At 59.3% G+C, this 25148-nt stretch carries 15 protein-coding genes; 1 reads left to right on the top strand and 14 read right to left on the bottom strand.

Annotation, left to right across the window (positions count from 1 at the left end):
- Window positions 1–39: 39 nt before the first annotated feature.
- From AC1D2Q_RS27395 to bcsQ, 10 genes are all read right to left on the bottom strand, one after another.
- On the bottom strand, window positions 40–2463 hold the full coding sequence (locus AC1D2Q_RS27395; protein WP_477815255.1) for a glucose/quinate/shikimate family membrane-bound PQQ-dependent dehydrogenase: 2424 nt from the start codon (window positions 2461–2463) through the stop codon (window positions 40–42).
- Window positions 2464–2708: 245 nt separating this feature from the next.
- Window positions 2709–3863, bottom strand: a complete 1155-nt coding sequence (locus AC1D2Q_RS27390) for an alginate O-acetyltransferase AlgX-related protein (protein ID WP_477815254.1) — start codon at window positions 3861–3863, stop codon at window positions 2709–2711.
- Window positions 3863–5272, bottom strand: a complete 1410-nt coding sequence (locus AC1D2Q_RS27385) for an MBOAT family O-acyltransferase (RefSeq protein WP_477815253.1) — start codon at window positions 5270–5272, stop codon at window positions 3863–3865. Before AC1D2Q_RS27385 ends, AC1D2Q_RS27390 begins: the two co-directional genes overlap by 1 nt.
- A gap of 18 nt (window positions 5273–5290) precedes the next feature.
- Window positions 5291–5965, bottom strand: coding sequence for an alginate O-acetyltransferase AlgF (locus AC1D2Q_RS27380; RefSeq protein WP_477815252.1), 675 nt, complete (start codon window positions 5963–5965; stop codon window positions 5291–5293).
- The gene (locus AC1D2Q_RS27375; RefSeq protein ID WP_477815251.1) at window positions 5962–6630 is read right to left on the bottom strand and encodes an SGNH/GDSL hydrolase family protein; all 669 of its coding nucleotides are present in this window, start codon (window positions 6628–6630) and stop codon (window positions 5962–5964) included. The genes AC1D2Q_RS27380 and AC1D2Q_RS27375 overlap by 4 nt, the downstream gene beginning before the upstream one ends.
- 17 nt (window positions 6631–6647) lie before the next feature.
- Entirely contained in the window at window positions 6648–10508 is a 3861-nt protein-coding gene (locus tag AC1D2Q_RS27370) for a cellulose biosynthesis protein BcsC (protein ID WP_477815250.1), read from the bottom strand.
- A complete protein-coding gene (gene bcsZ / locus AC1D2Q_RS27365) occupies window positions 10484–11725 on the bottom strand; it encodes a cellulose synthase complex periplasmic endoglucanase BcsZ (protein ID WP_477815249.1) in 1242 nt (413 codons plus the stop codon). Before bcsZ ends, AC1D2Q_RS27370 begins: the two co-directional genes overlap by 25 nt.
- Before the next feature lie 7 nt (window positions 11726–11732).
- Window positions 11733–14036: a cellulose biosynthesis cyclic di-GMP-binding regulatory protein BcsB gene (gene bcsB, locus AC1D2Q_RS27360; RefSeq protein WP_477815248.1), complete on the bottom strand. Its 2304-nt coding sequence runs from the start codon at window positions 14034–14036 to the stop codon at window positions 11733–11735.
- Window positions 14033–16264 (bottom strand): UDP-forming cellulose synthase catalytic subunit, encoded by a 2232-nt coding sequence (gene bcsA, locus AC1D2Q_RS27355; RefSeq protein WP_477815247.1) that lies wholly within the window; start codon window positions 16262–16264, stop codon window positions 14033–14035. Before bcsA ends, bcsB begins: the two co-directional genes overlap by 4 nt.
- Window positions 16261–17346 (bottom strand): cellulose biosynthesis protein BcsQ, encoded by a 1086-nt coding sequence (gene bcsQ / locus AC1D2Q_RS27350; protein ID WP_477815246.1) that lies wholly within the window; start codon window positions 17344–17346, stop codon window positions 16261–16263. The genes bcsA and bcsQ overlap by 4 nt, the downstream gene beginning before the upstream one ends.
- 818 nt (window positions 17347–18164) lie before the next feature.
- On the opposite strand from bcsQ, the gene AC1D2Q_RS27345 reads away from it, so the two are divergent.
- Window positions 18165–18941: an alpha/beta fold hydrolase gene (locus AC1D2Q_RS27345; RefSeq protein ID WP_138867391.1), complete on the top strand. Its 777-nt coding sequence runs from the start codon at window positions 18165–18167 to the stop codon at window positions 18939–18941.
- Between the two features lie 197 nt (window positions 18942–19138).
- Here AC1D2Q_RS27345 and AC1D2Q_RS27340 read toward each other — a convergent pair whose 3' ends face one another.
- The 4 genes from AC1D2Q_RS27340 to AC1D2Q_RS27325 all read right to left on the bottom strand — a co-directional run bounded on the left by AC1D2Q_RS27340 (window position 19139) and on the right by AC1D2Q_RS27325 (window position 25038).
- On the bottom strand, window positions 19139–19837 hold the full coding sequence (locus AC1D2Q_RS27340; RefSeq protein WP_477815245.1) for an outer membrane protein: 699 nt from the start codon (window positions 19835–19837) through the stop codon (window positions 19139–19141).
- Window positions 19838–19921: 84 nt separating this feature from the next.
- Window positions 19922–20398: an SRPBCC family protein gene (locus tag AC1D2Q_RS27335; protein WP_477815244.1), complete on the bottom strand. Its 477-nt coding sequence runs from the start codon at window positions 20396–20398 to the stop codon at window positions 19922–19924.
- Window positions 20399–20457: 59 nt separating this feature from the next.
- Window positions 20458–23868, bottom strand: a complete 3411-nt coding sequence (locus tag AC1D2Q_RS27330; protein WP_477815243.1) for a beta-ketoacyl synthase N-terminal-like domain-containing protein — start codon at window positions 23866–23868, stop codon at window positions 20458–20460.
- An 84-nt stretch (window positions 23869–23952) separates the two neighbouring features.
- Entirely contained in the window at window positions 23953–25038 is a 1086-nt protein-coding gene (locus AC1D2Q_RS27325) for an acyl carrier protein (RefSeq protein WP_477815242.1), read from the bottom strand.
- Window positions 25039–25148: the final 110 nt, after the last annotated feature.

Below are 25148 nucleotides of genomic sequence, written 5' to 3'. Positions count from 1 at the left end.
CACCCTCACAGGGTGGCAACGGCTTTCAGGTGTTACGGGTTACTTGCTATCAGGCAGCGCGTAAGCGATCACATAATCGCCGCGATCGGGTGACTGACGCGCACCACCCGCGGTGATGACAATGTACTGCTTGCCTGTTTTCGGTGACACATACGTCATCGGGCCACCCTGGCTGCCCACGGGTAGCCGGGCTTTCCAGGCCTCTTCTCCGTTGGCGGAATTGAAGGCGCGCAGGTAGTAGTCCTGTGTACCGGCGATGAACACCAGGCCGCCCTGGGTGGAGAGCGTACCGCCCAGCGTCGGCATGCCGATCGGCAACGGCAGATGCATCTTGATACCCAATGGGCCAGTGTCCTGGACGGTGCCGACCGGCACTTGCCACGCGACTTTTTGGGTTTTCATGTCGATCGCGGTCAGTGTGCCAAAGGGCGGTGCCTGACAAGGGATGCCGGCAACCGACAGGAAGCGGTTCTTGTTCACTGCATACGGGGTGCCTTTGAGCGGTACCGCGCCCATGCCGGTGTTCAGTGCTTCACCACCGGAAGAGGCCTTGGCATCTTTCTGCGCCGCAATCATCTGGATCCACAGGCCCAGACGCATGTCGTTGACGAAGATAAAACCGTGTACCGGGTCAGTCGAGATGCCGCCCCAGTTCATCCCTCCCAGCGAACCCGGAAAGCTCAGCGAGATATCGGTGCCTGGTGCAGTGTACAGCCCGTCGTAACGCATTTTCTTGAACGAGATACGGCAGAGCAGTTGATCGAACGGCGTTGCCCCCCACATGTCCGACTCGGTCAGGGTTTGCGCGCCGATCGCTGGCATGCCCACCGATTTCGGCTGAGTCAGCGAGTAAGGTTCGTTCGGGATGTTCGAGGTTTTGACCGGAACCTCTTCAACCTTGGTCAGCGGTTTGCCGGTGGCGCGGTCAAGCACGAAGATCTGGCCGGCTTTGGTGCCGATCACTACGGCGGGCACCTTGCTGCCGTCGGCTTTGGTGAAGTCGATCAGACTTGGCTGCATGGGCAGGTCGAAGTCCCACAGGTCGTTGTGGACGGTTTGGTAGACCCACTTTTCTTCGCCGGTTGTTGCGTTCAGTGCAAGAACGGAAGCGCCATACTTGTGGTTCAGTGCCGTACGCTCCACGCCGTAGATGTCGGTGGACGAACTGCCCATCGGCAAGAACACGGTGTTCATCGCCGGGTCGTAGGACATCGGTGCCCAACTGTTGGGCGTGCTGCGCACGTAGGTGCTGCCGGCCGCCGGAGCCTGCTTGTCTTCGGGGTTGCCCGGGTCGAATGCCCAGCGCATCTCGCCGGTGACGACGTCGAAACCACGGATCACGCCACCTGGCATGTCGGTCTGGACGTTGTCGGCGACACGGCCGCCGACGACCACGGTGGTCCCGGCCATCAGCGGTGCCGATGACAGCTGGTAATAGGAATCAGGGACGTCGCCAAGACCTGCTTTCAGATCAACCTGGCCGTTGTTACCGAAGCCCTGGCAGAAGGCCCCTGTATCGGCGTCCACTGCAATCAGGCGCGCATCGATGGTGTTGGTCAGCAGGCGGCGCTGGCAGTTGGCGCCGGCCGGTATCGACACGGGTTTGACAGGTGTGCTGCCGTCAGCAGGCTGGGCGAGCGCGGCGGTAGCGTCGAAGTAGGCGATACCGCGGCAACGTTGCCAAACACGGGTCTTGGCGTTGATCTCGTTCTTCCACAGCTGTTTACCGGTATCGGCATCCAGTGCGATGAGGTTGTTGTGCGGGGTGCAGATGAACACCTTGTCGCCAACCTGCAACGGTGTCATCTGATCTTCGGCGCCATTGCCGTCGCTGATCGCGATGTCCCCGGTATTGTAGGTCCATGCCGGCACCAGCTTCGAGACGTTGCTACGGTTGATCTGGTCCAGCGCGGCGAAGCGGCCGCCACCTTCGTCGTTACCGTAGTGTTCCCAGTTTTTCTGGGCCTTGGCAGGGTCGACCTTGGTCAGGCCTGGGCCGTCACCGGTCGGCGAAACAGGGGCATGGGGAACGAACATACCGGCACCACCTGCAACGATGGCGACTGCCAGCACACCGCTCAGAGCGTAGCCACTGCGCCCGCTGGCCAGGCTATTGGCCTTGCGCAGGTGGGGGTAGACCAATGCCACCAACAGGCTCAGCACGCCCAGGGCGAACAAGCGAGAGATCAGTGGCCAGAAGTTCAGTCCGACATCGGCCAGCGCCCAAATCACGGTCAGCACCATCACCGTCGCGAACAGCCAGGCACCCTGCAGACGCTGCTTGAAGAGCAGTACCGCAGAGACGATCAAACCGAAACCGGCGAGCAGGAAGTACCAGCTGCCACCCAGTGTGGCGAGGTAGCCACCTCCGGTTGCGAAKAATAATCCAAATGCCAGCACGCCGAAGGCGACGACCCAGATGGGCCAGCGACTGACGGATGCCGAAGGTCGAGACTTAGTCATGTTGCATGATCCTACTGACGCATGAACGTTTGTGGGGAGGGTTAAGAGTCGTGAAGGCAAGTCTGAAAATAGTTGTTAACTATTTGGTTAATTGCGCAAAGATATCAAAAAAAGCGAGCCCTGCGACAAATTGTCATTTACCGGAAAGGAGAAACACTGTTGCGCAGATAGTAACAATCGAGAGAAATGCCCCTGAACACACGGGGCGAGCTGGCGAAGATTGCCTTCAGCCGGATGTCATTGGCCTACCGCAAAGAGCGATAGGCAATGGGGTCGACGTACGCCGATTGCAGGTCTCGCTCCGGGATCTCCCAGATGATTTGCTTTGGCGGCGTTTCTTTGGAAGCCGGGTCGTTGAGGTAGCTGTTTGCAGCGCCAGAGAACGCTCCACCGTCTTTGGCGAAGTTACCCACGGGGGCGCCCAGTGCCTGCTGCAGAAACCCTGCGAAGTTGGAGTTGCGTGAGAATGAAGTGCCGATGAGCGCGGTGTTGGGGAGGTCGGCATCGCCAAAAAGGTCTGCCTCAGTGTCAGGGTTGGCGGCTGACGCAACGGGAAGTTCGTGGGTGCTGGTTTGGGCGACCATGTCGGGTGCGGGTTGCCATTTGAGCGGCAGCCAGTCGATGCCCGCCAGATGGACCAGATCGCCAGGTCGAACCGCGAGCGGGGCATGACGTTCATTGAACGACCTGCTTGGCGTGGCGCTGATGCCCAGGGTCTTCAGGCGCTGTGTGATGGCCTCGGCCGCCGCTTTCGCGCCGGATTCGCTCCAGTGCGTATCGGTGCGCAACCAGGCACTGGCCCCCAGTGGCGTCAGTGCAGCGGTGAGATCCAGATTCGACACGCCGCCCGCATCCAGCTTCGAGGTCCAGGCCTGGATGCGTCCTTCGAGAACGGCTGGGCGGTGCAGTGCGCAACGCTGCTCGGAAGCGATCCGGCTCTTGTCTGGAACGATGACCACCAACAGGCTGATGCCACGTTGGGAGAGCTGCTGCTTCAGGTCAATCACGGCCTGGGCTTTGGCATCGGCATTGCGCTGCGCTTGATGATTGACCTTGAGCTCATCGGCCAAAAACAACCAGCCAGGACAACCTGAGCGAACCCTCGGCCCGGTGTCGTTCAGGAGCAGCCAACTGACTCCGCGCTCCAGCTCGGCGAAGGTCGTGGGGAGGTGAGCGTTCGACAGTTCCTTGGCGAGTCGATGTGTGATATCGCCGTCAAGAATCTGCGAGATCAGCACATCACCGGGTAACAGTGAGATATGCCCTGAAACGATCAGACGGCCAGAGGACAGCAGTCCGACGAACAGGAATATCAGCAGCGCCACGCCTGCCAACCGACTGCTGCGTATCGCCAAATCATCTGGCTGAGTGGGGAGCGGGGGGAGCTTTAGGGTTGTCATCAGAATTGGAAGTACAGGAAGGGTACGGTTTCGCGACTGGCGATCAGTGCGAACGACAGCATGAAACCGGCGATGGGCCAAAGGGCGGTGGTGTGGAGCAATAGGCCGCCCAGTCGTTTCTCACAGTAAGGGTGCAACAACGGTGCAACGACACCGAACACCCCCAGCAAACCCGCAAGGCCGTGTACCGGGCGTAGGGTCGCGGACAGTTCGTCACCGAGGGCGATGCCTTGCAGCCCGAACTGTCCGGCATACAGGCTCAGCGCGCTGTGAAAGTCGGGGGCGCGGAACAGTGTCCAGGCCAGGCAGACGAACAGCAGGGTCAGCCCATGGGAAAACACTGGCTGTAACGGGGGCAGGGTAGAGCTGTTCCAGACACGATTCACACACAACGCAATGCCATGGGCGCTGCCCCACAGCAGATAATTCCAGCTATCGCCACCGTGCCAGAGGCCGGCGATGGCCATGATCAGGAACAGGTTGCGATAAGTTTTCCAGGTGCCGTTGCGATTGCCACCCAGCGAAATATAAAGATAGTCACGTAACCAGCTGGACAGCGACAGATGCCAGCGACGCCAGAAGTCCTGGATGCTGTTGGCCAGATACGGACGGTTGAAGTTCTCGGGAAAGTGGAAGCCCAGCATCAATCCAAGACCAATGGCCATGGCGCTGTAGCCGGCGAAGTCGAAGAACAGTTGCAAGGAGTAGGCGAGGCAACCGATCCAGGCGTCATAGAAACTTGGGTTCTGCACATTGAACGCCACGTCGACCACCGGCGACAGGGTGTCGGCCACCAGGACCTTCATGCTCATCCCGATCATGAACCGGCGTGCGCCCAGCGAGAAATTCCGCAGGTTGAAGTGACGCTGATTCAGCTCACGTCGAACCCAGTCATAGCGAATGATGGGACCGGCGACCGAATGGCCGAACATCGAAATATAGGTGGCGTAATTAATGAAGCTGCGTTCGACCGGCACGGTGCGGCGGTGTACATCCACCAGATAGGAAATCGCCTGCAATACGATAAACGATAGCCCGGCCGGCATGATGACCCGCTGCCAGTCCAGCGGCATGGCGCCAGACCAGGCAAGGGCATCGATCAACGTACCGGCGACGATGTTGGCGTACTTGTACCAGCACAGCACCGCCGTGTTGAGCACGATCAATGTCACGAGCAGCCGCACGCGGCCCTTGTCTTTTTCCCGCAAGGCGTCAATCAGCAAGCCGCCGGCCCACGCCGTGATCGTCAGCACCACATGCACTGCGAGGAACCGAGGGCTCAACCAGCCATAGAACAGCCAGCTGCCGATCAGTAACGTGACGTTGCGCCAGGCGGCTGGGCACACTGCATAGCTGCACAAGAACAGCGGCAGGAACAACGTCAGAAACTCGAGAGAGGCAAAAACCATGGTGGTGGCGCGATCCGATCAGTGGGCCAGGACGTCAGTCGCGAGCAACAGGTGCGGGCCATTTGCGCCAGGTAGCAGCACAACGCTGTAGCGCTCGCCGGCCTTGAGCTGGCCCAGGTCAAGTGGGGCGCCGACGTTGGTTTGGGCGCAGACCAGTTGAACCGACAGACTGACCGGGTTGATCGCTCGGCGTTGCACGCTGCCGTCGGCCACCTCCTTGAACAGGTCGGTGTTTTTCCCCGCAGCACGCAAACCGGCCTGGGCGCACGCTGGATCGGCGCTGATAAACGCCAACGAAGCTCTCAGACTATTGAAGTCGTCGGGTTGCTCTCGGATGACGACTTGGCGGATGCCTTGAGCGCTGTCTGGCAAAGCGATCACACTGGCGAATTCCCCTGCTGCCACCTGGATGTCCAGTGGCTGGCTTTTGCCGTTGCGTTCCAGGGTGCCCTTGATCGGCTGGTTGGCGGGCACGGGCAGGTAGTCGGACACGGCATTCGCTCCCTCGAGTCTGAGGCTGGCCCGCGAGCCTTCGGCCAGCAGTTGCAAGGGGCGGTCGGCGGCGTTGATAAAGCGCAAGAAGGCCGAGTCCTGATCGGGGCCCGTCGGGTACAGGGCAATGTCGGCGGCCTGGGCGTGCAGGCTCAGCATCAAGGGCGCGAACAGCGCCCAGCCACATGCGGATCGAGTCATTTGCCGGCTCCTGTGCTGCTGACGGTGTCGGCGGGCAACTTGGCCAACGCACCACCAATCGCAGTGCCCCAGGCTTGATAACCGGCGACGGTGAAGTGCTGCCCATCGGTGGTGATCCACTGCCCGGGTTTGGAGAACGTCAGCGAATCGATGTAGGTGCAAGGCGCCACGTTCGCGGCCAAAAACTGCGACATCAACTGGGTGCGGGCATCATTCTTCTGATACATGCCACCGGCTTTGCCCCAGGCCGGGCCCACCCAGGCGCAACGGGTCCCGGTGGCCGCGATGGCCTTGGCCAGGCCGGTGACGCTTTGCCATGCCCAGGCCTTCGGAAACACGGGCTTGTCATAGGACGCCATGGTGTCGCCGATAACCAGTACCACCAGGTCGGGCTTGTCGGCGGCGATCAGGTCCTGGATCGGTGTGGTGGTGGCGTCACGGCCCTTGATCACCATCTTGTCGTTGCCTTTGCGCTCGGCACCGCAGTCGACCTTTTTACGGATCAGCCAGTCGCCAGCGCTGGCGCCACAGGCACCGATGGAGTGAACCAGAGCGCCTTGGCGAGTCAGGTTGTCGTGCAGCGGCTCCAGCAAGTGGTCCGCGAGGCTCATATGACTCTCCCCAAGAACAAGGAGAGTCAGGCCGGCAAGGGCAGAAGTGGGCATCGAAAACTCCAGAATGATCAGTTGGAATAAGGCGAGGTGTACGGGCTGACCGGCAGGCTCATGGGGCCGCTGATGTCCTCGAACAGGTAACGCAAAGACAGGGCACCGCTGAATTGTTGGTAGTCGTGGGCGTTGTCCAGGCCCAGATTGGCGCCCAGCAGGAAGTTCGAAGCGACCTTGTATTCAGCTGCCGCGGCGACGCTGTAGCCGATCCCGGTTTTGTTTTGCCCGGCATAACGCAGGCCCGAGGTCGCCTGCAGGGCTTTGTCGGTCGGGAAATAGTCGACACTGTCTTGCTCGAAATGCTGCACGCCGACCGAGCCCTTGACTTGATACGTCAAGCGCCCGGTGCGTTGTGCCCAGGTCACCGGTACGCCCAGGGCGAAGAACGTCTGCGGACTGAAATAGCCGCCGTGGCCATAGGTGAAATAGTCCTGATTGTTCGCGTACCTAATGCCGGTCATGCTCAGGCCGAGGGTCAGCTTGCTGTCCGTTGCATTTTGCAGGTACCAGTAGACACCGCTGCCCAGTTCACTGCGGCTGTTGGATTCGACATGGTTGCCCAATAGCTGGTGCCAGGAGGCGTAGCCATAGGCGCCGACTTCGCTGTCGTCATAGCTCAACTGGCCGCGCCCGCCGTTGGCGGTCACACCGCCCCAGGACTGGCCGCTGCGTTTGTCCGTGGTGCCGGCAAACGAGGTGACGCTATCAGTCACCGGACGCCGGGAAACGCTCACCCCGTAGCGGACATTAGAGGAGTCGCTTATGGGGCGATCAACGCTGATGCCGCCCGTGGCGGTGGTGTATTTGAAACCGAGCGGGGTGGTGCCGAGATCGGCCTTGAGCCCATCCGCGGGCCGTTGAATAGCGACGGAAAGACCGACACCCTCGGCTTTTTGCGAGCCGGCGCCTTCGCTCTGCGCACCGCTACCGAAGCGCTGCAGTGCCTCGCCGCTGGCACTGCCGGCGTTCAGCGAGACCGGTGTCACGCGCAGGGCGACGCGGCTTTCATCCAGCGGGATATTGATTTCCAGCGGCGTTTCAATATCGGTCAGTTTGCTCAACCCCGACTCACTGTTGTTGCTGCGAATGCTCACGCCCTGGGTGACGTAGGCACTGCGCTCCTGAAGGATTTTATTCAGCGCCAGTTGTGCGGGGCTGATGTCTTCACTCACCAGTGCTGCGCGCGGCAGCTGCGACTCGAATGGATTGCTCGCCTGCTGGGGCCTTGGCAGGGCGTCGATGCCAAAAGGGGAGGTAGACCTCACGCGGCCCGGCATTTCCTGAGCCGGTGGCGGGATCGCTGCCAGCAAGGTGTCGCGACTGACCTCGCTACGTGGCCCCGACACCCCCGCAAAAGGGTTGGGTGCCACCGTCGACCCGGCCAGTTGGCCGCTCTGGTTTCTGCGTTTCTCGCTCTGTTCGATGGCCACTGCCTTGCGCAGCAGATCGGTCGCCGTGCCGGTCTTGCCCATGTTCTGATAGAGGCGTGCGGCCTCGGTCAGCGTTTGAGGGTTACCGGATTCGGTCTTGAGCAGCTGTTGCAGTGCCTGTTCGGCAAAGCCTGTGTCATGTGCCAACACCGCCGCGTCGGCGGCACCCAACAGCAGTTGCGGGTCGTTTGGCTGACGTTGTAACAGCGGTTTGTAGAGTTCGAGGGCTTTTGCCGTGTCGCCGTTGGCCGAATACATTCGCGCCAGCGCCGCGACGGCGGCGCTGTCACCGGGACGTTGCGCCAGTGCGGGCGCCAGCGTGTCATAAGCGCTGGCCAGATTGCCTTGTTCGCGTAGATGGTCAGCCTGGCGGATGCGATAGAGATGGAGCAGGTCGTCGAAACGCTTGCGAGTCGGTGCGTTCAAGGGCTTGTTCTGAAGGTCRCGCAGAATCTCGTTGACCTGTGCGTCTTCCCCGGACTCAAGCAGGACCGCCGCGTATTGCAGGATGAAGTCCGCCGAGGGCGCAGCGGTGTGTTGCAATTGGCCGCGCATGAGGGCCAGCGCTCGGGTTGGCTCGCCGATCTCGACATAGGCCGAGGCCAGGCTCGCCGTGCGATCTGGGCTGTTGTTGGCCATCGGCTGAATACGATCGAGCAAGGTCAGGGCTTCCTGACGCTGTCCGCGCTTGCCCAACCCGATCGCCTGGCTGAGTTGCAGGTTGAGGCTGACATCAGCGGCCAGTGCTTCCATGTCCGGGGTGCGCTGGTCGGGGCGCAAGCGTCCCAAGGTTGCCTGGGCGGCTTTCCACTCATCCATCTGGACCGACAGCAAAGCGCTGACGTAAAGCGCATCGGCATTGTCGGGGTGGGCCTGGAGCATGGTGTTGATCAGGTCCCGAGCCTTTTGCGGTTCGCCCATTGCCAGGTTCAGGCGGGCCAGGGCGAAACGTGTCCAGATGTTGTCCGGTTCGTAGCGCAGCGCGTCTTGCAAGGCGTTGCGCGCAGCGGGCAGGTCGTTGCGTTGTTCGGCGAGGGCGGCCAGTTGCGTCGCGCGCAAGGCTTGCAGGCGTGCGGACTGGCCGGTCTTTGCCTGTCCGGTGGCTGGCAGGCTGTTGATCAGTTGCAGGGCTTCATCGTTCTTGCCGCTCTTGAGCAGCACATTGACCAACCCTTCCTGTGCTTGAGGATCGTCGCGGCGCAGATTCAAAATCTGCCGATAGTTGCGCTGAGCCTCATCGAACTGGCCCGCGCTGGCCTGGATATCCGCCAGGGCGAGGCGAGCATCCATCCCGTTTGGATTCAGCCGCAGCGCCTGGTTTACCAAGGCCTGTGCCTGGGCCGTCTGGCTTTTGGTCTGGGCGTCGCGGGCCTGCTGCAACGCAGACCAATAGCGCACTTCGTTCAGCGCCACTTGCCAGCGGCTGCCGTCGCGTTGGCGCGTGGCCTGGCCCAGGAGTTTTTCCGCTTCGGCCAGTCGCTGTTGTTGTTGACGAATAACCCCAAGACCGCCCAGTGCGTCAGCATCATCGGGCTGGGTTTTCAAGCGTGCTTGAAACGCCTGTTCGGCGGTGGCCTGGTCGCCTGCTTTGAGCGCCTTCAGGCCGCGCGCGACTTCGGCGGGCGGTTGCCATTCCTTGCTGGCCGTCGTTGCCGGCTGTTGCTTGCCCTTGTTCATCTGCGCGCGGATTTCCACGTCATCCGGATGCGTCTTGAGGTACGCCTCGAACAACGGTACTTGTGCCGGATTGGGCGGACCGATCCAGGTCAGTGCCAGGCGCCAGCTTTCGTCGGCATCACCGGCAATGTCGCTGCGCTGGGTCAGCGCGGCCAGGGCACGAATGCCCTCGGCACGGCTGTCTTCATGGCGGACCAGATGCTTGGCGTAAAACAGCGCGACGATCGAGTCGTTGGGCATCTCACGTTGCAGGCGCTGGAATCCGCTGCGTGCTTCAGCCCAGTCAGCCTGATTGAAGGCAAGGTTGTTGTAATACTCGAGGCCGATCGTACCTTGAGGTGGGCGGCCATCGAACAGCGAGCGAAACACGGCGGTCGCCTTGTCACGCTCACCGGCATCGACGAGGCGCCGAGCCTCTTCCAGGCGCTGCTGGTTCTGCGGTTGGGCCACGCCGATGTCCTGCGCCAATTGCAGAGCCTGTCGAGGCGTTGGCTGGATGGCTTGCAAGCGGGCGAGGTATTGCTGCGCTTGTTGTGGCTTGCCCTGTTGCACGCCGATCAAGCCCAGGCCATAGAGTGCGTCAACCTGGACCGGGTCCAGCAGCAGGACTTTCTGCCAGACTTCCGCAGCGCGTTGAGGGTTGTTGTGCGACTGCCAGTAATGCCCTTGCTCGACGAGTAACGTCTGTGGCGTCGGACTTTGAGCGTGTGCAGCAGCCGTCCATGCGCTCATGACGGCGATGGCTAGCGTGCGGTGGTGCGCGTGCATGCGGTCTCCCAGGAGAGTTTCAGCGTTCCGTCTTCCCGGAATCGGTAATGTTTATCTGCCCAGCCGAGCGCGAACAGGCTAAGCATGAAGTTGTAGTAACGTGGCGGACTGGCGTCGGTATCAGGCCTGGCCAGCGCCTCTTGCAAGGCGAGTTCCACGCGCTGTCGTTGTTGATCGGCCAACCGGGGATGCCCCTTGGCCTCAAGGTAGGGAATCAGTGCAGCCCAGAATCCGAACGGGCTTTGACCTTGAACACTGCCGTGGAGAATCCGGACTGTTTCCGGGGGGGAACCCGTCGCGACAGTGCTGCGAGCCATGCCGTCCAGCCGTTTGAGCAGGAGCGCTGCCAGCGGTTCGGAGGTGTCACTCATGCCCAGCCAGAGGTACGCGCGAATGGCATCGTAGCTGCCCGTGTCGCCGTTGATCGTGTCGCTGACGAAGACACCCGATTGCGCTGAAGTGCCTTGATAACCGACCCAGTCAGCGACAAAACCGTGGTGGCTTGATTGGGCAATCATCGTCGCGGTGTTGTTGGCAATCGCTTGCCAGGGCCCGTTGGGAGCTGCCTTGGCCAGCCGCCGTAACAGTGGCAGTGGCAGGTAGCTGGGGTTCAGGCGCCAGAGAGCATCCGGCAGGACGAAGCCCTGTGGTCCAGGCAATACCATCGGACCCAGCCCGGGCAGCGTGACGACCAATTGCGCTTCGATCGTCGCCATCAGGTGCAGGGCATCCTGGCGATAGTCCGGCCGATGCCACAGGCGTGCGGCTTCGAGCAGGGCGTAGGCGATCCACAGGTCGGCGTCGGCAGCTGAATTGGCGTCTTGCAGGCGCCACTGACCGTCCGTGCCTTGCCCCCATAACCAGCCCGGCAGGCGTGTGGCGGTGGCGGAGCCTGCGAGGTTGGCTGATGTCCAGCGCCAGAGTTTGTCAAAGCGTGGCTGATCGTTGCCGATCAGTGCGAAGAGCATGCCGTAGGACTGCCCTTCAGAGGTGCTGTGATTATTCTCCAGGCTCGATTCCAGAACCCGGCCGTCGGCCTGGACGAAGCGCGTTGCATAGGTTTGCCACAGTGGCCAGGCGGGCAACTCACAGGGAGTTGTAGCGGCTATCGCAGGCACCGGCAGGGCGAGCGCAAGCACAACGCTCAACCTGCGCGCGTTACCGCGCAGGTACTGGCGAAGTGAAACAGCCCGGCTGCTCATGGACGACACAGGCATGCGCAGCTCATTGGCCAAGACGACGTTTGGCCCGTAAGCGCAGGGCCAGGTAAGTCATCGAAGAAAGCAGCAGGACCCCGAGGAGTGTGAACAGCATGAGCGCCATTACGTTTTGCGAGAGGTACCACTGCAGATAGCGCAATGGCCCCAGGCTCCCGACGTAGTAGTCCTGTTCGGCGACCAGCGATTTGACATGCTTGCCCTTGACCACCACCAGACTGCCTTGCAACTCGCGGGCGTTTTCTTCGCTGCTGAGCAGGGCGTTGGTCACGTCGGCCAAACCGTTGGGTCTTGCGCTGGCGATAAACACCACACTGCGCCCACTCTTGAGCGGCGATTCGAATCCAGTCAGATAAGCACTGCCGTCGTCAGCGCTGAACCTGAAGCTGCTGCGCGCTTCACGCAGATTGGTTTTCGTATCCGGGCTGATCCAGTTGCGCAGACGCAAGGGCAGGTCAGACAGTTCAAAGTACTGCGCAGCAGCTTCGTCCTTGGCCGGCAGCAGGCTTTGCCATTGCTCCAGCAGCGGCTGATTGTTGCCCGAGGCGAGCACCAGCAAATCCCGGTCGCGTTGCTCGGCCACCTGATCGGCGTGGACCACCTTTACGCCGGTGGCCGGATAACCGGTGGAGTCGCCGAAGCGGCCCAGAACAGTCAGATAGGCGCTCAGATCGGCCGGGCCTGGCTCGTTGGGCAGGATCACCGATGTTTCAGAAAGGTCGGCCATGCGGGTGAACGGGAAGCCGCTGTCCTTGAACACCCCGAGGTTGGGCATGGCCATGAAATGTTCGTATTGGCTGAGATCCAGGGTCGAGTCCGGGTCGATCACACCGCGCATGTTGTCGATGATGATGTCGCGGCAGTCGCCCTGTTTGATGTAGTCATACATAAAGCGAAATTGCAGGCGTGATTGCAGCGCTACGGAATTGAGCGGCAACAGCATGCGCGACGTGCGGGCCAGGCTGTCGTCGGTTTTGAGCATCGCCAGCAGGCTGTCGCTGTTGCCGAGTTTCTCGATCGAAGGCAGATCGATCGACTTGATGAAGGTATCGTTGAAGTTGACCAGCAACGAGGAATTGGTGGAGACCGGCTGCGGCGTATAGCGGTATTTCAGGTCAAGTTGTGCGCCGGGCTCACGCCAGTTGAACAGGTCGGGTGGCAAGCGCAGCGCAACCGTCATTTGTCCCGGGTTGTAACCCGACACATTGAGTTCTGCGGGCTTGGCCAGTTCACCCAGGCGAACCGGGCGGTCGGAGGGCAGCCAGTTAGGTGCGTCGTAGGGGCGGCGTGGCTTGAGCGAGTCGATCCGGTCGATCTCCACGCTCTGCCCGGAAAAGGCTGAGCCACCGAGGGCCAGCGCTGTCGCAGCGACCTTGAGATCGGCGCCATCGCGCCCGGAGACGATCAACAGTTTGCCCTGAGCATCATTCGGGTTGCTCACCAGTGTCAATGTCGGCCCTGTGGCCTCTTTGATCGGTAAGCCACTCAAGGCCGTTGATTCGTTGCCGCTGACAAACACCACGGCATTGCCTTTGGCCGGCAGGCTGGTGAGGCTGGCGGGGAAGGTTGCGCCGCGGTAGCTGGCCAGGGCGCCAAACCAGGACGACAGGATACCGGCGGCCTCAAGCTCAGGGCCGCCCGGGCGCGCAGTGAACACGAAGGGCAGCTTCAGGGGCGAAGCGTCTCGACGATCGAACAAGGGCAGAGGCAGAGCGGACAGGTCGTTGGGCTGTTTAATCGAGGACACCTGGAGGCTCAGCTGGCTCTCGTTGCCGATCTTGGCCCACAGGCTGGAGTGCAGAGGGTCTTCACATTGCATCGTGTAGTGACCGATGAACTGCAGGCTGAGCCGGTTGAATTCGGTGATGGTCTGCGGCGGAATCTGCACGGTCCGGGTCTGCAATTTACCGGCCTCTTCCTTCGGGAGGGGCAGGCTGGCGGCCACTTGATCGTTGATCAGCACGTTGATTTGCGAAAGGTCGGCCAGCAGCGCCGGTGAATAGCTGTACTGCAGCGTGACCTGCGCAGCCGTGACGACTTCGTCGGCGCGCACATTGAAATTCACACTGTCGGTAGCCTCCACGCCTTTAAGGTTCATCGAATAGCCTTTGCCCAGCTCCTTGAGGGTGCGGGTATAGCTGTTGCTCGGGGCATCGGTCCCGGGCAACGATGCGACCGGCATCACCGCCGGCTCTGTGGCGCTGATTGGGGTGGTAGCACTCAACGCCCAGTCGCTCCAGCCCACTAGTGAGCAGGCGAGCAGCATGAGTGAGCGACGAGGAGGAAAGGTCCGGCGAGTGGAAGGCTTCAAGATCGTTGCGTGTCCGCGGTGGGGTCGATGGGTGATGGAGTGGCCGGGCGTTTGCGCAGCAGCGCCTGGCTGTCCTTTAGGGTGGCGACGAACAAGCGCAGGATGGCGCGCAAGCCAATGCTGCTGACCTCGCGCAACGCTGACATTGGCGCGTCGAGGCGGCCGTTGCCCCACGTGTTGGCCCAGGTGTCGGCCCGTGAAAAGGTCAGTCGCACCAGCTCACTTTGCTGGCGCAGGGTCAAACCCTCGAATTTCACGCCTGCCACGTTGTCGTTGCTGAAGATCGTTGTTGCGGGAAAGAGGCTTGAGGGAGGTGTGCGCAGAATGCACAGCCGCAGCTTCTCTTTGGCGCTGAGCTGAACCTGCGGTGGCAGTACCAGACCCACGCCGTTTTGTGAGAAATCCCGGGTTATGCAATCGAACGATGTGCCGTCTTCGCGATAGACGCGCACGGGCAGATCCGCGGGCACCCTGGGCTCGTTGCGCACTTGAGAGGACTCAGTGGCCACCGCCACGGCGGTGCTGACGATGATGATGTTGTACAGGGTCCAGACCAGGTTGATCAGCAGGGTAGTGACCTCGGCCGAATCACTCCCGACCAGTTTCACCACGCCGATCGCCAGACCGATCATGTTCAAGGTCAGCAGGACGATGTAAGGCCGCGCGAGCTTCCAGTTGAAATAGTCCTTTTCGACGGTGCCGCCCTTGTCGGTTACGTTGAATTTGCCCAGCGAAGGGCTGATCAGGGCCAGCAGTACCGGTCGCATGATGTGCCAGGCCAACACCGACTCATACACTTCGTTCCAGAAGGAATGGCGGAAGCGCCCCTGGATGCTGGAGTTGGTCAGGCTGGAATGGAAAATATGCGGCAGTACATAGACCGTGACCATCAACGCCGAGGCATGGAAAATCTGCGCGTCGAAAAACAGGTAGGCCAATGGTGCGGTCAAGAACACCAGACGGGGCAGGCTGTAGAAAAAATGCATCATGGCGTTGAGGTAGCAGATGCGCTGCCCCAGGTTCAGTCCTTTGCCAAACAAGGGATTGTCGGTCCGAAAAATCTGCACCATGCCCCGCGCCCAGCGTATGCGCTGGCTGATGTGTCGGGAAAGGCTTTCGGTGGCCAGTCCCGCCGCTTGTGGAATGGCGAGGTAGGCGGTGTTGAAACCACGGCGATTGAGCTTGAGTGCCGTGTGCGCATCTTCGGTCACGGTCTCGGTGGCGATGCCGCCGACTTCCAGCAAGTGAGTCCGCCGGATGACCGCGCAGGAGCCACAGAAGAATGCCGCGTTCCACAAGTCGTTGCCGTCCTGCACCAGGCCGTAGAACAGCTCACCTTCATTGGGTACCGAGCGAAAGGTATCGAGGTTTTTTTCGAACGGATCGGGTGAGTAGAAAAAGTGCGGCGTTTGCAGCAATGCCAGGTTCGGGTCCTTTAAAAACCAGCCCATGGTGATTTGCAGGAAGGAGCGGGTGGGCACGTGGTCGGCGTCGAATACGGCAATGAACTCGCCATCGGTGACTTTGAGTGCCTCGTTGAGGTTGCCGGCCTTGGCATGTTGATTGTTGTCGCGGGTGATGTAGGTGACACCAATCTTCTGACAGAAAGCCTTGAATTCCTCCCTGCGTCCGTCATCGAGCACGTGCACCCGCAGTTTGCCCTCGGGCCAGTCGATGGCCTGAGCCGCGAGTACCACCAGTTTGACGATACCCAATGCTTCGTTATAGGTGGGAATGAACACATCCACCGTCGGCCATTGCGCGGGTGGCTGCTGCAGAAACTGCGGTTTACGTTGCAACGGCCAGGCGGTCTGTACATAGCCGAAGACCAGGACGAGCAAGGCATACAGTTCGGCCAACACCAGCCCGTAACCAAATACGGCATCCTGCCAGTTGTCGAAGTCCAGGGTATCGGACAGGCGCCAGTACATGTAACGCAACGAAGCGATCAGCGAGAGGGTGATCAGGGTCAGGATCGCCAGACGCCCGGTTTGCTTGCGGATGATCAGGCTGGCGGCAAAACAGACGGTGGCAAACGCGGCCTGGGAATACAGATTCTGCGGTGCAGTGAGGATACCCAGCACCAGCAATGCTGCAATCAGCCCGCCTGAGATTTTCAGGCCCAGGCGCCAACGCAGGGGCCATTGACTGAAGCGATCCTGGAAGCTATCCAGCAGCCTCTGCAACCACCAAGTCTTTGCAGGTAGCTGATTCAGCTGGACGGTCATGGCGTGCCCTGCTGGCTGGAAGCATCCGCGAACAGCAGGGCATGGACCGCGCCTGATAGCGACAGAATGTCCTGACAGCCAATGCTCTCAGGTGCGTACTGCAGCAGGTCCCGACCATAGGCCAGCGACTCGTTGAACTGGTGATCGAGGCGAATTGTCCCGATCAGGTTTGCGCCGAGCCGTCGCTGAAACAGCACGCCCATGTCCCTGCTGAACGCACGGGAGTCATCCCGTTGGTTGAGCACATACCGCTGCCGCTGAGCGCGTCGCGGGCTGGTTTCCAGCCACTGGGTCATGGTGTCCAGTGCCAGGTAGGAGGCCGCGTCGGCCACCGTCATCACCAGCACCAGATCGGCGGCGTCGAGTGCCTGTTGCGAATAGACGGTCGCGCCCGAAGGCGTGTCCAGGATCACGGTATCGTTTTCGCTGAGGTTCATTGACGCCAGGTGCTGATTCAACCAGTCAGCATCTTCAAGCAGCATCTGCCTGAGCAATCGGCGATCATTCAGCTCGCCAGTGCCGAAGGGCAGGCACTCACTGTCGCTAAAGCCCGGCAGACGATGAGCGTTCCAGTCGGCGTCCTGCTCTTTGAGCTGGATCAGCCCGGGAGCCGGCCTGGTGATACCCAAGTGGCTGGACAGCGCGTTCTGAGGGTCCAGATCAATCGCGATGACTCGCCCTCCAGGGTGCCGAAGGGTTTTCGCGAGGCCAGCGGCGACGGTGCTTTTACCCACCCCACCATTCGCTGAAACGATGGCAATGACCTTCGCCTTCGTCCGCTTGTGAATCGTTTCTGGCAGACCGTCTCGGCGAACCTGGTTGAGTTCTCGCAACAGGTCGCTCAAACGCTGACGGTCACCCGTAGCAGAACTCGCAAGTGGTTCGGTCAGGGGAGGGGGCTTGGGCGATGGTGGCGAGGGGACAGTATTTTTCACCGGTTCGACCGGCGGTTCTGGCTCAGCCACCGCAGGTATGACCGGGTCGTCTTTGAAATCTTTATAGTTCGGTTGTATTTCCTGGTAAGTCTCTGCATTTGCGCCAAAACGTGTAAAGAGTTTCGTAATGTCATCTACATATTTCATGCGTTGTACCAGGAATGAAATAACTTAGAAACTCAGCATTCCATTAACTTAACAAAGTTGATGCGTCGTCTAGGCGTTGGCAGAGTGCCATTAATTTAGGGTTTCCATGTAGGTGTGTCAATAATTGTTATAAAAAGTCAGCGAGTCAGGTTGGTGTTTGTCCAAGTATTATTTGTGTGTTGTGATATTTGTAGAAAGTGTGGATGTTAAAGTGCGCCAAAATAATAACTGTCCAATGAGGTGTGGTGCGGTAACAGGTAATAAGTGCATTTGTCGGAAGAAATAATTTCCGAATATTCCTGTTTTAGGGATAAAAGAAATCTCTTCGATTTCAATGGGGCGGAGTGTGAGTCGCGTTTTTCGCTAAAGTTATTGTTCTATTGGCTTTCGTTGAAGCTTGTGAAAATTGAAAAGAGCAACATCGGTCTCTTTTTTATGGTTACCAAGTTTCACCACTGCTAGCACAAATGTATCTCTGTGTATCCAGACCGCATGCCGATACGGAGTGTTTCTTTTATGGGCGGTTGGTGACACATCCGGGATACCTGATCGGCGTCAAATGAACTCCATCGAGACAGCACAAGGCGTCTCACAGGATCACTCAACGTCTGGAGATATCGACATGAACTGGAAGAACCTCAGCATCACTTCAATGTTTGCCGTGCTCAGCCTTGGCGCGGTAGCGGCCAACGCCCAAGACAGCACAGTTGCTCAAGATTGCGATCTAGGCAGTTGATACAAAGTTGTGCAGGAGTACAGAACCACGACTTCGCCTTCTCGCGATTCGCTCAATAGTTCAACCACCCAAGGAGTTTCCAATGAAAAAAGTAATGGCCGCTCTGGCCTGCACCGTTAGCCTGATCATCGGCGCCAACGCGTCGGCGCAAACTGAAAAGCCTACTGTCGTTCTGGTGCACGGCGCCTTTGCCGATGCTTCGAGTTGGAATGGCGTGGTGAAGATCCTCGAAAAAGATGGATACCCTGTTGTGGCCGCCGCCAATCCATTGCGCAGTGTGAAGAGCGATGGCGCTGCTGTTTCTGCGTTGCTCGATGGCATCAAGTCGCCTGTTGTGCTGGTCGGCCACTCCTACGGTGGCAACGTCATCAGCGAAGCGGCCAACGACCATGCCAATGTAAAGGCACTTGTTTACGTCGCCGCCTTCGCGCCCGAGGCGGGCGAAACGGTCGCCGGGCTAGCCGGAAAATTCCCGGGGAGTACCCTCGGCCCAACCCTCGCAGCGCCTGTCGCACTGGCTGATGGCGGCAAGGATTTGTACATCCAGCAGGACAAGTTTCACGATCAGTTCGCCGCTGACGTCCCCGCCGCGCAGGCGGCATTGATGGCGGCGACTCAGCGCCCGGTCACCGAAGCGGCGCTGAACGAACAGTCAGGTACACCCGCCTGGAAGCACATTCCGTCCTGGTACATCTATGGCGACAAGGACAAGAACATTCCACCGCAGGCCATGGAATTCATGGCCAAGCGAGCCGAGGCCAAGGTGGTGAAAGTCGTTAAAGGGGCTTCCCATGTCGTGATGGTTTCAAACCCGGAGCCGGTAGCCCGGCTGATTGAAAAAGCGGCTGCGGCGATGTGATTCCTGCGCTTGTGAAGTGTAGGTAGGCAGAGGGTCAAGTATCGAATCAAGGCATCAAGTGAGGAACTCATTTGTGCCTTGATCGATTTTTGAACGGGTGGTCGTCAGTAAGTTAATCAGCCGGTGAGCCTCTGCGCCGAAGCATTTCACCGGCTTGCCGTAGCGACGCCTCGCAAGGCGCCGATCTGTTTAACCCCTTAGAACCAATAATGCAGGCCGAGCATTAATGACTGGGCGCTGTAGTCAGTACGCACATCGCCTTGGGGCAGGCCCTGAATGTCACCGAAGTGCGCATCGCGAGTCTTGAGGTATCGATAATCCAGGGACATGGACCATTGTTCGGTGAGTTCGTAACCTACCCCGGCGCCGAGTTGATAGGCCGATACGGTGTCGCGATGAGTGTTGCCGAACTGGACGCCACCGGCTTCCAGGCCACTGACCGTCAGCGTGGTGTAACCCAGGCCGCCGCCGATGTAAGGGGTGAACCGACTGAAGGGGGCTGGCAGGTTCAAGACGTCATACCAGAGGTTGGCCATCACGCTGGTGGCTTCCTCTTCGCCTTTGCCGTCGATGCTCCCGCCGCCTTCGTAGACCCGGTTATTGAACTGGGTCAGGGTGTTTTTGCGGTAGCTGAGTTCCACTTCAGGTCTGAGCCCGATGGGGAATCGCCAACCCAATGCCAGTCCGGTGGCGTAGCCGGAGTGTAGCGGTTGGTTGAATTCCATCTCGACGAAGTCGAGGTTGTTCTGGTTAAGGTCCTGCGGAGCCACCCAGTTCAGACCACCCATGACACTGACGTAGGGGCCGAGCGTGTCGGCGGAACTGGACTCGGGGGCGATAAAGCCCATGCCAATGACGCCCATCACGAGATACTGAGGTTTTTTAAATAGGTTCATGCTCGGTCCGAAGTGTGCCGTTATCGATAAGTAAGCGGGGGGTGTTCGGGAGTGAGCGTTCAACACGCTCCCTCCCGGGATATTTCATACACGGTGCAAATGCGTTCCAGGTTTTTCGAGCCCTGGGGTACCGATGGCATTCGCTCGTTGTTCAGCCAACGTGCACAAGTTGCGCAGTGCGGTGGTCATTGCCGCGGTCAGCATTTTGCGTAGCAGCCCGCGGTATAAAAAACTCAAGGGGCCAGAGATCTTCGCGCTATGGATGACCTGGGTTTCATTCGGGGAAAGCCTGCGCATCTGGTGATCGAACTCAAGGTCGATCCAAAGCAGTCTTGCCGTATTCCGATAGCTTTCATGCAGCTTCACTGCTTCCAGTTTCAGCGGCATGTTCAGGCCATTTTTGAGGACGCATTTGCCTCGCGTTCCAGGTTGAAACGGGCCATTGAGTTCACACTGGCGAACGTCGGTATCCCATAGCGGCGCTTCTGAAAAATTGCTCCAGATATTCCAGATTTCAGCACGCGGCGATTTGACTATGACTTGCACTTTGACATCGTTCACGGCGACACCTTGATTGTTGGGGGCACGGTCATGCGGGAGAGTGGGATCAATTGAGTGCCTCAGGCAGCGGGTGCGGATTGACTCAGCACCTGAGCTGTAATGCTGGCTTGACCGATTTTTTCGCCCCGGTTGAACAGGTCGATATAGATGCGGTTGGTTTTGAACGGCTGCTGTGCGTCAAAACCCGCTTGCGGTGCCAATGACAGCGGACTGTTCCTGGGGATTGGCCGATCCAGGGTGAAACTCAAGGCCAGCAGGTTCATCGGGGTGTTGAGTGGAATCCGCAGATGGCTGTGGGCAATCTGCATGTAGCACTGGCGGGCAACTTCGAGGAAATACACCATCGAATAGTGCTCGGGGTCGCCCTCCTGGAAGAAGTGCTCATCCGGCAGTTTGAGCGTGTCCACGCTCAAACCCTGGGCGATGCCGCTCATGTCACTGACGATGACGTTTTCTTCCCTGGCCTTGTGCAGCAAGGCCTTGTCGCGGCAGCGAGTGGCCGTGAACTCGCCGGCGGGCGATTTCTCGAACGCCGAGCTGTAGGCCATCCCAAGGACGCAGGTGCACATCAGCTTTCCGGCTTGCATGACCTTGGCATTGAACACCTGGGAGTCTTTGTCCTGTTCCAGATGCAGATCGATCACACCCTCCTTTTGTACGTATTGCTGGAACTTGATATTCAGGGTTTTGACATACGCGACTCGCCCACTCAGTGGCGGCATGGCGAGTTCAATCAGTTGCAACACGCCCTCAAGCAATAGAATGCCGGGGATGTGATCAAGAGGGTGATCGAAGAAATAAGGGTGCGCTTCATTCACCACGAGCTGGGCGTGCAGTGACTGAGCGCCGTGCTGGACGTTGGCGATCACGATGTTTTCCGGGGAACGTTGCCAGTGCGCCGGGCGCTGGACTTCAGTGCCACGGTGCAGGGCGAAAAGACTCTCCATGGCGCGAACCCGGACACGCAGCCCTGAGAGCAGGGTGTTGGTCAGCATGTCGCTGAGTTGCAACACATCGACGCCGTCGTTTTGCGGTTCGCGGACAAGGCTGACAGGACGGGCAGGCGGGATCACCGTCTGCAGTTCATGGTGGGCCGAGTGAGCAAAACGCAGGGTAAAGGGATGCTTGATGGCAGGAGCGAGTTCGGCCACCGTGCTCCATTCCCGAAGCTTTTCAGTAAACAACCACATCACTGCCTTGCCGGCTTCGCGAACCTCGATCACCGTGTGAGCCGATGCACTTAACATCACCGCCAGCAGGGTTTCGATGCCGCTGGCTTCGGCCAGGAAGCCGGTAATCTCTTGCAGGGATCCGCGTGCATGGGTTGCATCAGGTTGCAGCTCGCAGACTTCAATGTTCTGGTATTGATTGCGCTCTTTGCCCAGCAGTTGGCAAGCCTCTTCCAGTGAGTTCGCGGCATGGGCGAGGACCGCTGCGCGGATCACCAGTAAAGGTTTGTCGCTGGCGTCTGGTTGATAGGGACGCAGCGCAATCAGCCCCAGTCCTTCACCTTGCACCGTCGCTGAATGTCGGGCGCGCTCGATCTCGATTTCACCGCTGATAAAGCGCCCTGCACCGAGCAACAGCGTGGTTATGCCGTTCTTGAACCATTGCTGCGATGCCAGCAAGGTTTGCCAGAACAGACCCGGGGTGCCGACCAGTGTTTGATGGAAACCCTTGAAGTCAAAAATTTGCGTCGGGTAGCCGGACAACATGTTCGGCAACATGGTTGCCACGTCCGCTACCTCCACGCCCGGTGGCGTGCCTTGAGCCTGGGAGTAGAAGGTGTGAGCGCTGCTGTACGCATTGCTGAAGCGTTCCCCGCCCATGTTGCAGCACATGACCATCGCCGTGCCGGGTGAGCCGGCCACACCCGGCAGGCGTCGCAGCAAATGATTGACGCGATCGGTGATCAACAGCTTGAACGGATCGACATGGGCCAGAGGTTTGGGACCCATGCCGAAACCGTCGATATCAATGACGCGATCCTGCGCCAGGAATTGGCCCAGTAACGGCTGACCTGGGGCAGGGGTGTAATCAACGAAACGCCCATAAGGGAAACTGACTGATGGCGCTGCCGGCCGATCGAGCTGTTGCTTGAATGACTGCAACGAGCCGTGACTGCCGATCGCTGCTTCAGCCTCGACAATCGCAAGGTCCAGCATTAACACGCCGGGGTTGGCTTGAGGGGCGACAGGGCGGTTGTCGGGAATATATTCATCCACTACCAGATGCGCATTGGCGCCGCCAAAGCCAAAGCTCGAGATGCCTATACGGATCGCTGACTGCCGGTCCGCGAGGGGCTGTATCTGCCTTGTGGCCAGTCGCAGGCTGGTCTCGTCGACTTTTGCGCTGGTACGGTAGTCGGGCTGAGGTGGAATCCCTTTGTGACGCAAGATCATCAGCGCCTTGGCGAGCGAAGCGCCTCCAGCGGCGGCCAGTGGGTGGCCAATGACGGACTTGATCGAACCGATGGTGATTTTTTTGCCGTCTGTGCAGTGGGGGGCGAAGAAGCTGTTCAACGAGTCCAGCTCTGTCGCATCACCCAGCGGAGTACCGGTGCCATGGGTTTCGATGTAGTCCACGTCGTTGGGATCCAGACCGATATAGGCACGCTGGTAAGCCGTGTACTGCGCCTGTTTGCCAGGCGCAAACACTGAACCTTCGGCGCCATCGGCGGACATTCCCAATGCCCGTAAAACACCCAGGGGACGGCGCTGCGCAATCAGGGCCTGCGATACAGGTTCGACCAAAAAGGCGACTGCACATTCGCCCGGCACAATACCGTCAGCGTCCTGGCCGAACGCCTGCATTTGGGCCCGGGCGGAAAAGGCGGTCAACTGCGAGAAGCCCAGAAACAGCGCCGGTGGCAGCACGGTGTTCAGTGCCATGACAATCGCGTTATCCGCCTGTCCGCTATTGACCAGGGCCTGAGCCATGTCGATTGCATAGGGGAACGAACTGCAGGCGGTGTCGACCGATAACGCCGGGCCACCGAAGGCAAAAGCCGCAGCCAGTTCAGCCACTTGTTCACCCGGCGTGTAGCCCTGTGGTGCTTCGGTTTTTCCGGACATGCCTGTGACGAAATAACTCTCATCACTCCAAGACGTCGCGACCACCAATGCGGTGCGTTCCTTGATCAGTGTCGAGCCTTGTCCGGCAAGCTGGTTGAGGAGCGTCTGCAGTACCTTCTTGCCGATGGCGACCTGCCGTCCTTCATGCCGTGAAGGGATTGATGCGTCATCGGTCAGGCAAAAAGCACTGTCCAGGTAAACACGATCCTTTTCACCTGTCTTTGCTGAATAGATTGACGCCTTATCCAGTTCCCAGCGTGTCAGCATCGAATTGATAGGCGCTATCTGTCCTTGCGAGAGCAAGTGCCAGAGCGCATCCGTTGACGGTGCCCCGGGAAACTCGCCGGCCATTGCGCTGAAGCAAAAGTCGCCCTCTGTTGTTACCGCGCCATTCATACCCTGTCTCCTGATTGCCAAAATGCTGGGTGATCTGTCCGATCACCCGGATTCCATGCCATTTTTTTACATCGGCTCAGTGCTTCAGCTCAGTCGTGCCAGAAGCGACAAGGCGTCCTGCGGCGTACGACGCGACATCAGTGCTTCACCGGCAAACTCGCTGGCAGAGCACTGTTGCGCCATTGATTGGCAGAGTGCTTCTCGGGCAAAACCGTTAAGCCCCAACTGTGCAAAGGGCGTCTCAATGTCGATCGACTGTGGCGCGTCCGGGATCAGGGGGGACAGGGAGTTGAAAAGCAGGTTGCTTGCTTGCCCTTGGGTGTCCGTTGTGGCAGGTGCTTGCACTTCAGTGGCGGGTGTTGATGTCGACTCGGGGGCAGCCAGGGCGGCTTTAATCAGGGCGATTGTTGCCTGCGGATACTTGGCGTTGGCCAGCTCAGTGCTGTTGGCCTTGAGTTGCGGCCACAATGCGACGACCGACTCCAGGAAGTCCAGCTGCACGAGGGAGTCCAGGCCCAGGCTTTCATAGCTTTGTTTTTGGTCGATCTGGTCAACCGTAAAACCGGTGATATTCGCCAGTTGTTCCAGTACCCATGCTTCGACATCCACGGCAGGTGCCTGCGGATCGGCTTCAAGCCGCGCCAGCAAAGCGGTAGGAGTGGGGGCATCAAAGAGCTGCGAGGTGAGCTCTTTCTTTTCCGGGAAGTGCTGGACCAGGGATTCGAAAATATCGACCATGCCGAGAGAGTCGATACCCAGGCTTTCGAAACTTTGATCGAAGTCGATTTGTTCCTTTTTGAATCCTGTGACCGAACTTATTTCGGCGCGCAACCATTGCCCGTAGTTGAGTGCAGGCGCTTGTTCCGCAGCAGGTGTCGATTCCAGTACTACCGGGCTCGAGTGTACGGGCTCCAGCACCGCAAGGTTTTTATTGACGGGGGCTTCAATCCCATTGGCATAAACGCCCTCGAGGACTTGTTGATGAGCATTGAAGTAATGCGCGGTGACGGATTCGGCCTGCTCCAGCAAACGCATCAATATTGATTCTTTTGCGATATTAGACTCGCACAGTGAATCAATGATTTTTTCTGAAAGAGAGAAATAGCTGTTGGCTATTTTTCCATTGGACACGATGAATTCCTGCACAACATCGTTGAGTTGGAAGCGCATGAGGTTCTCCTAACCAAAGTCGGTATATGTTTTCTACAAACAAGAAATAAAAAGTCTTGGCCCAGGGTTGGGCCTTGGTGAATCAATGAACCAGGTTGGCAGTAGCCATA

Source organism: Pseudomonas sp. P1_A1 (genome assembly GCF_056406935.1).
This window is presented reverse-complemented; position numbering and strand designations above follow the sequence as displayed.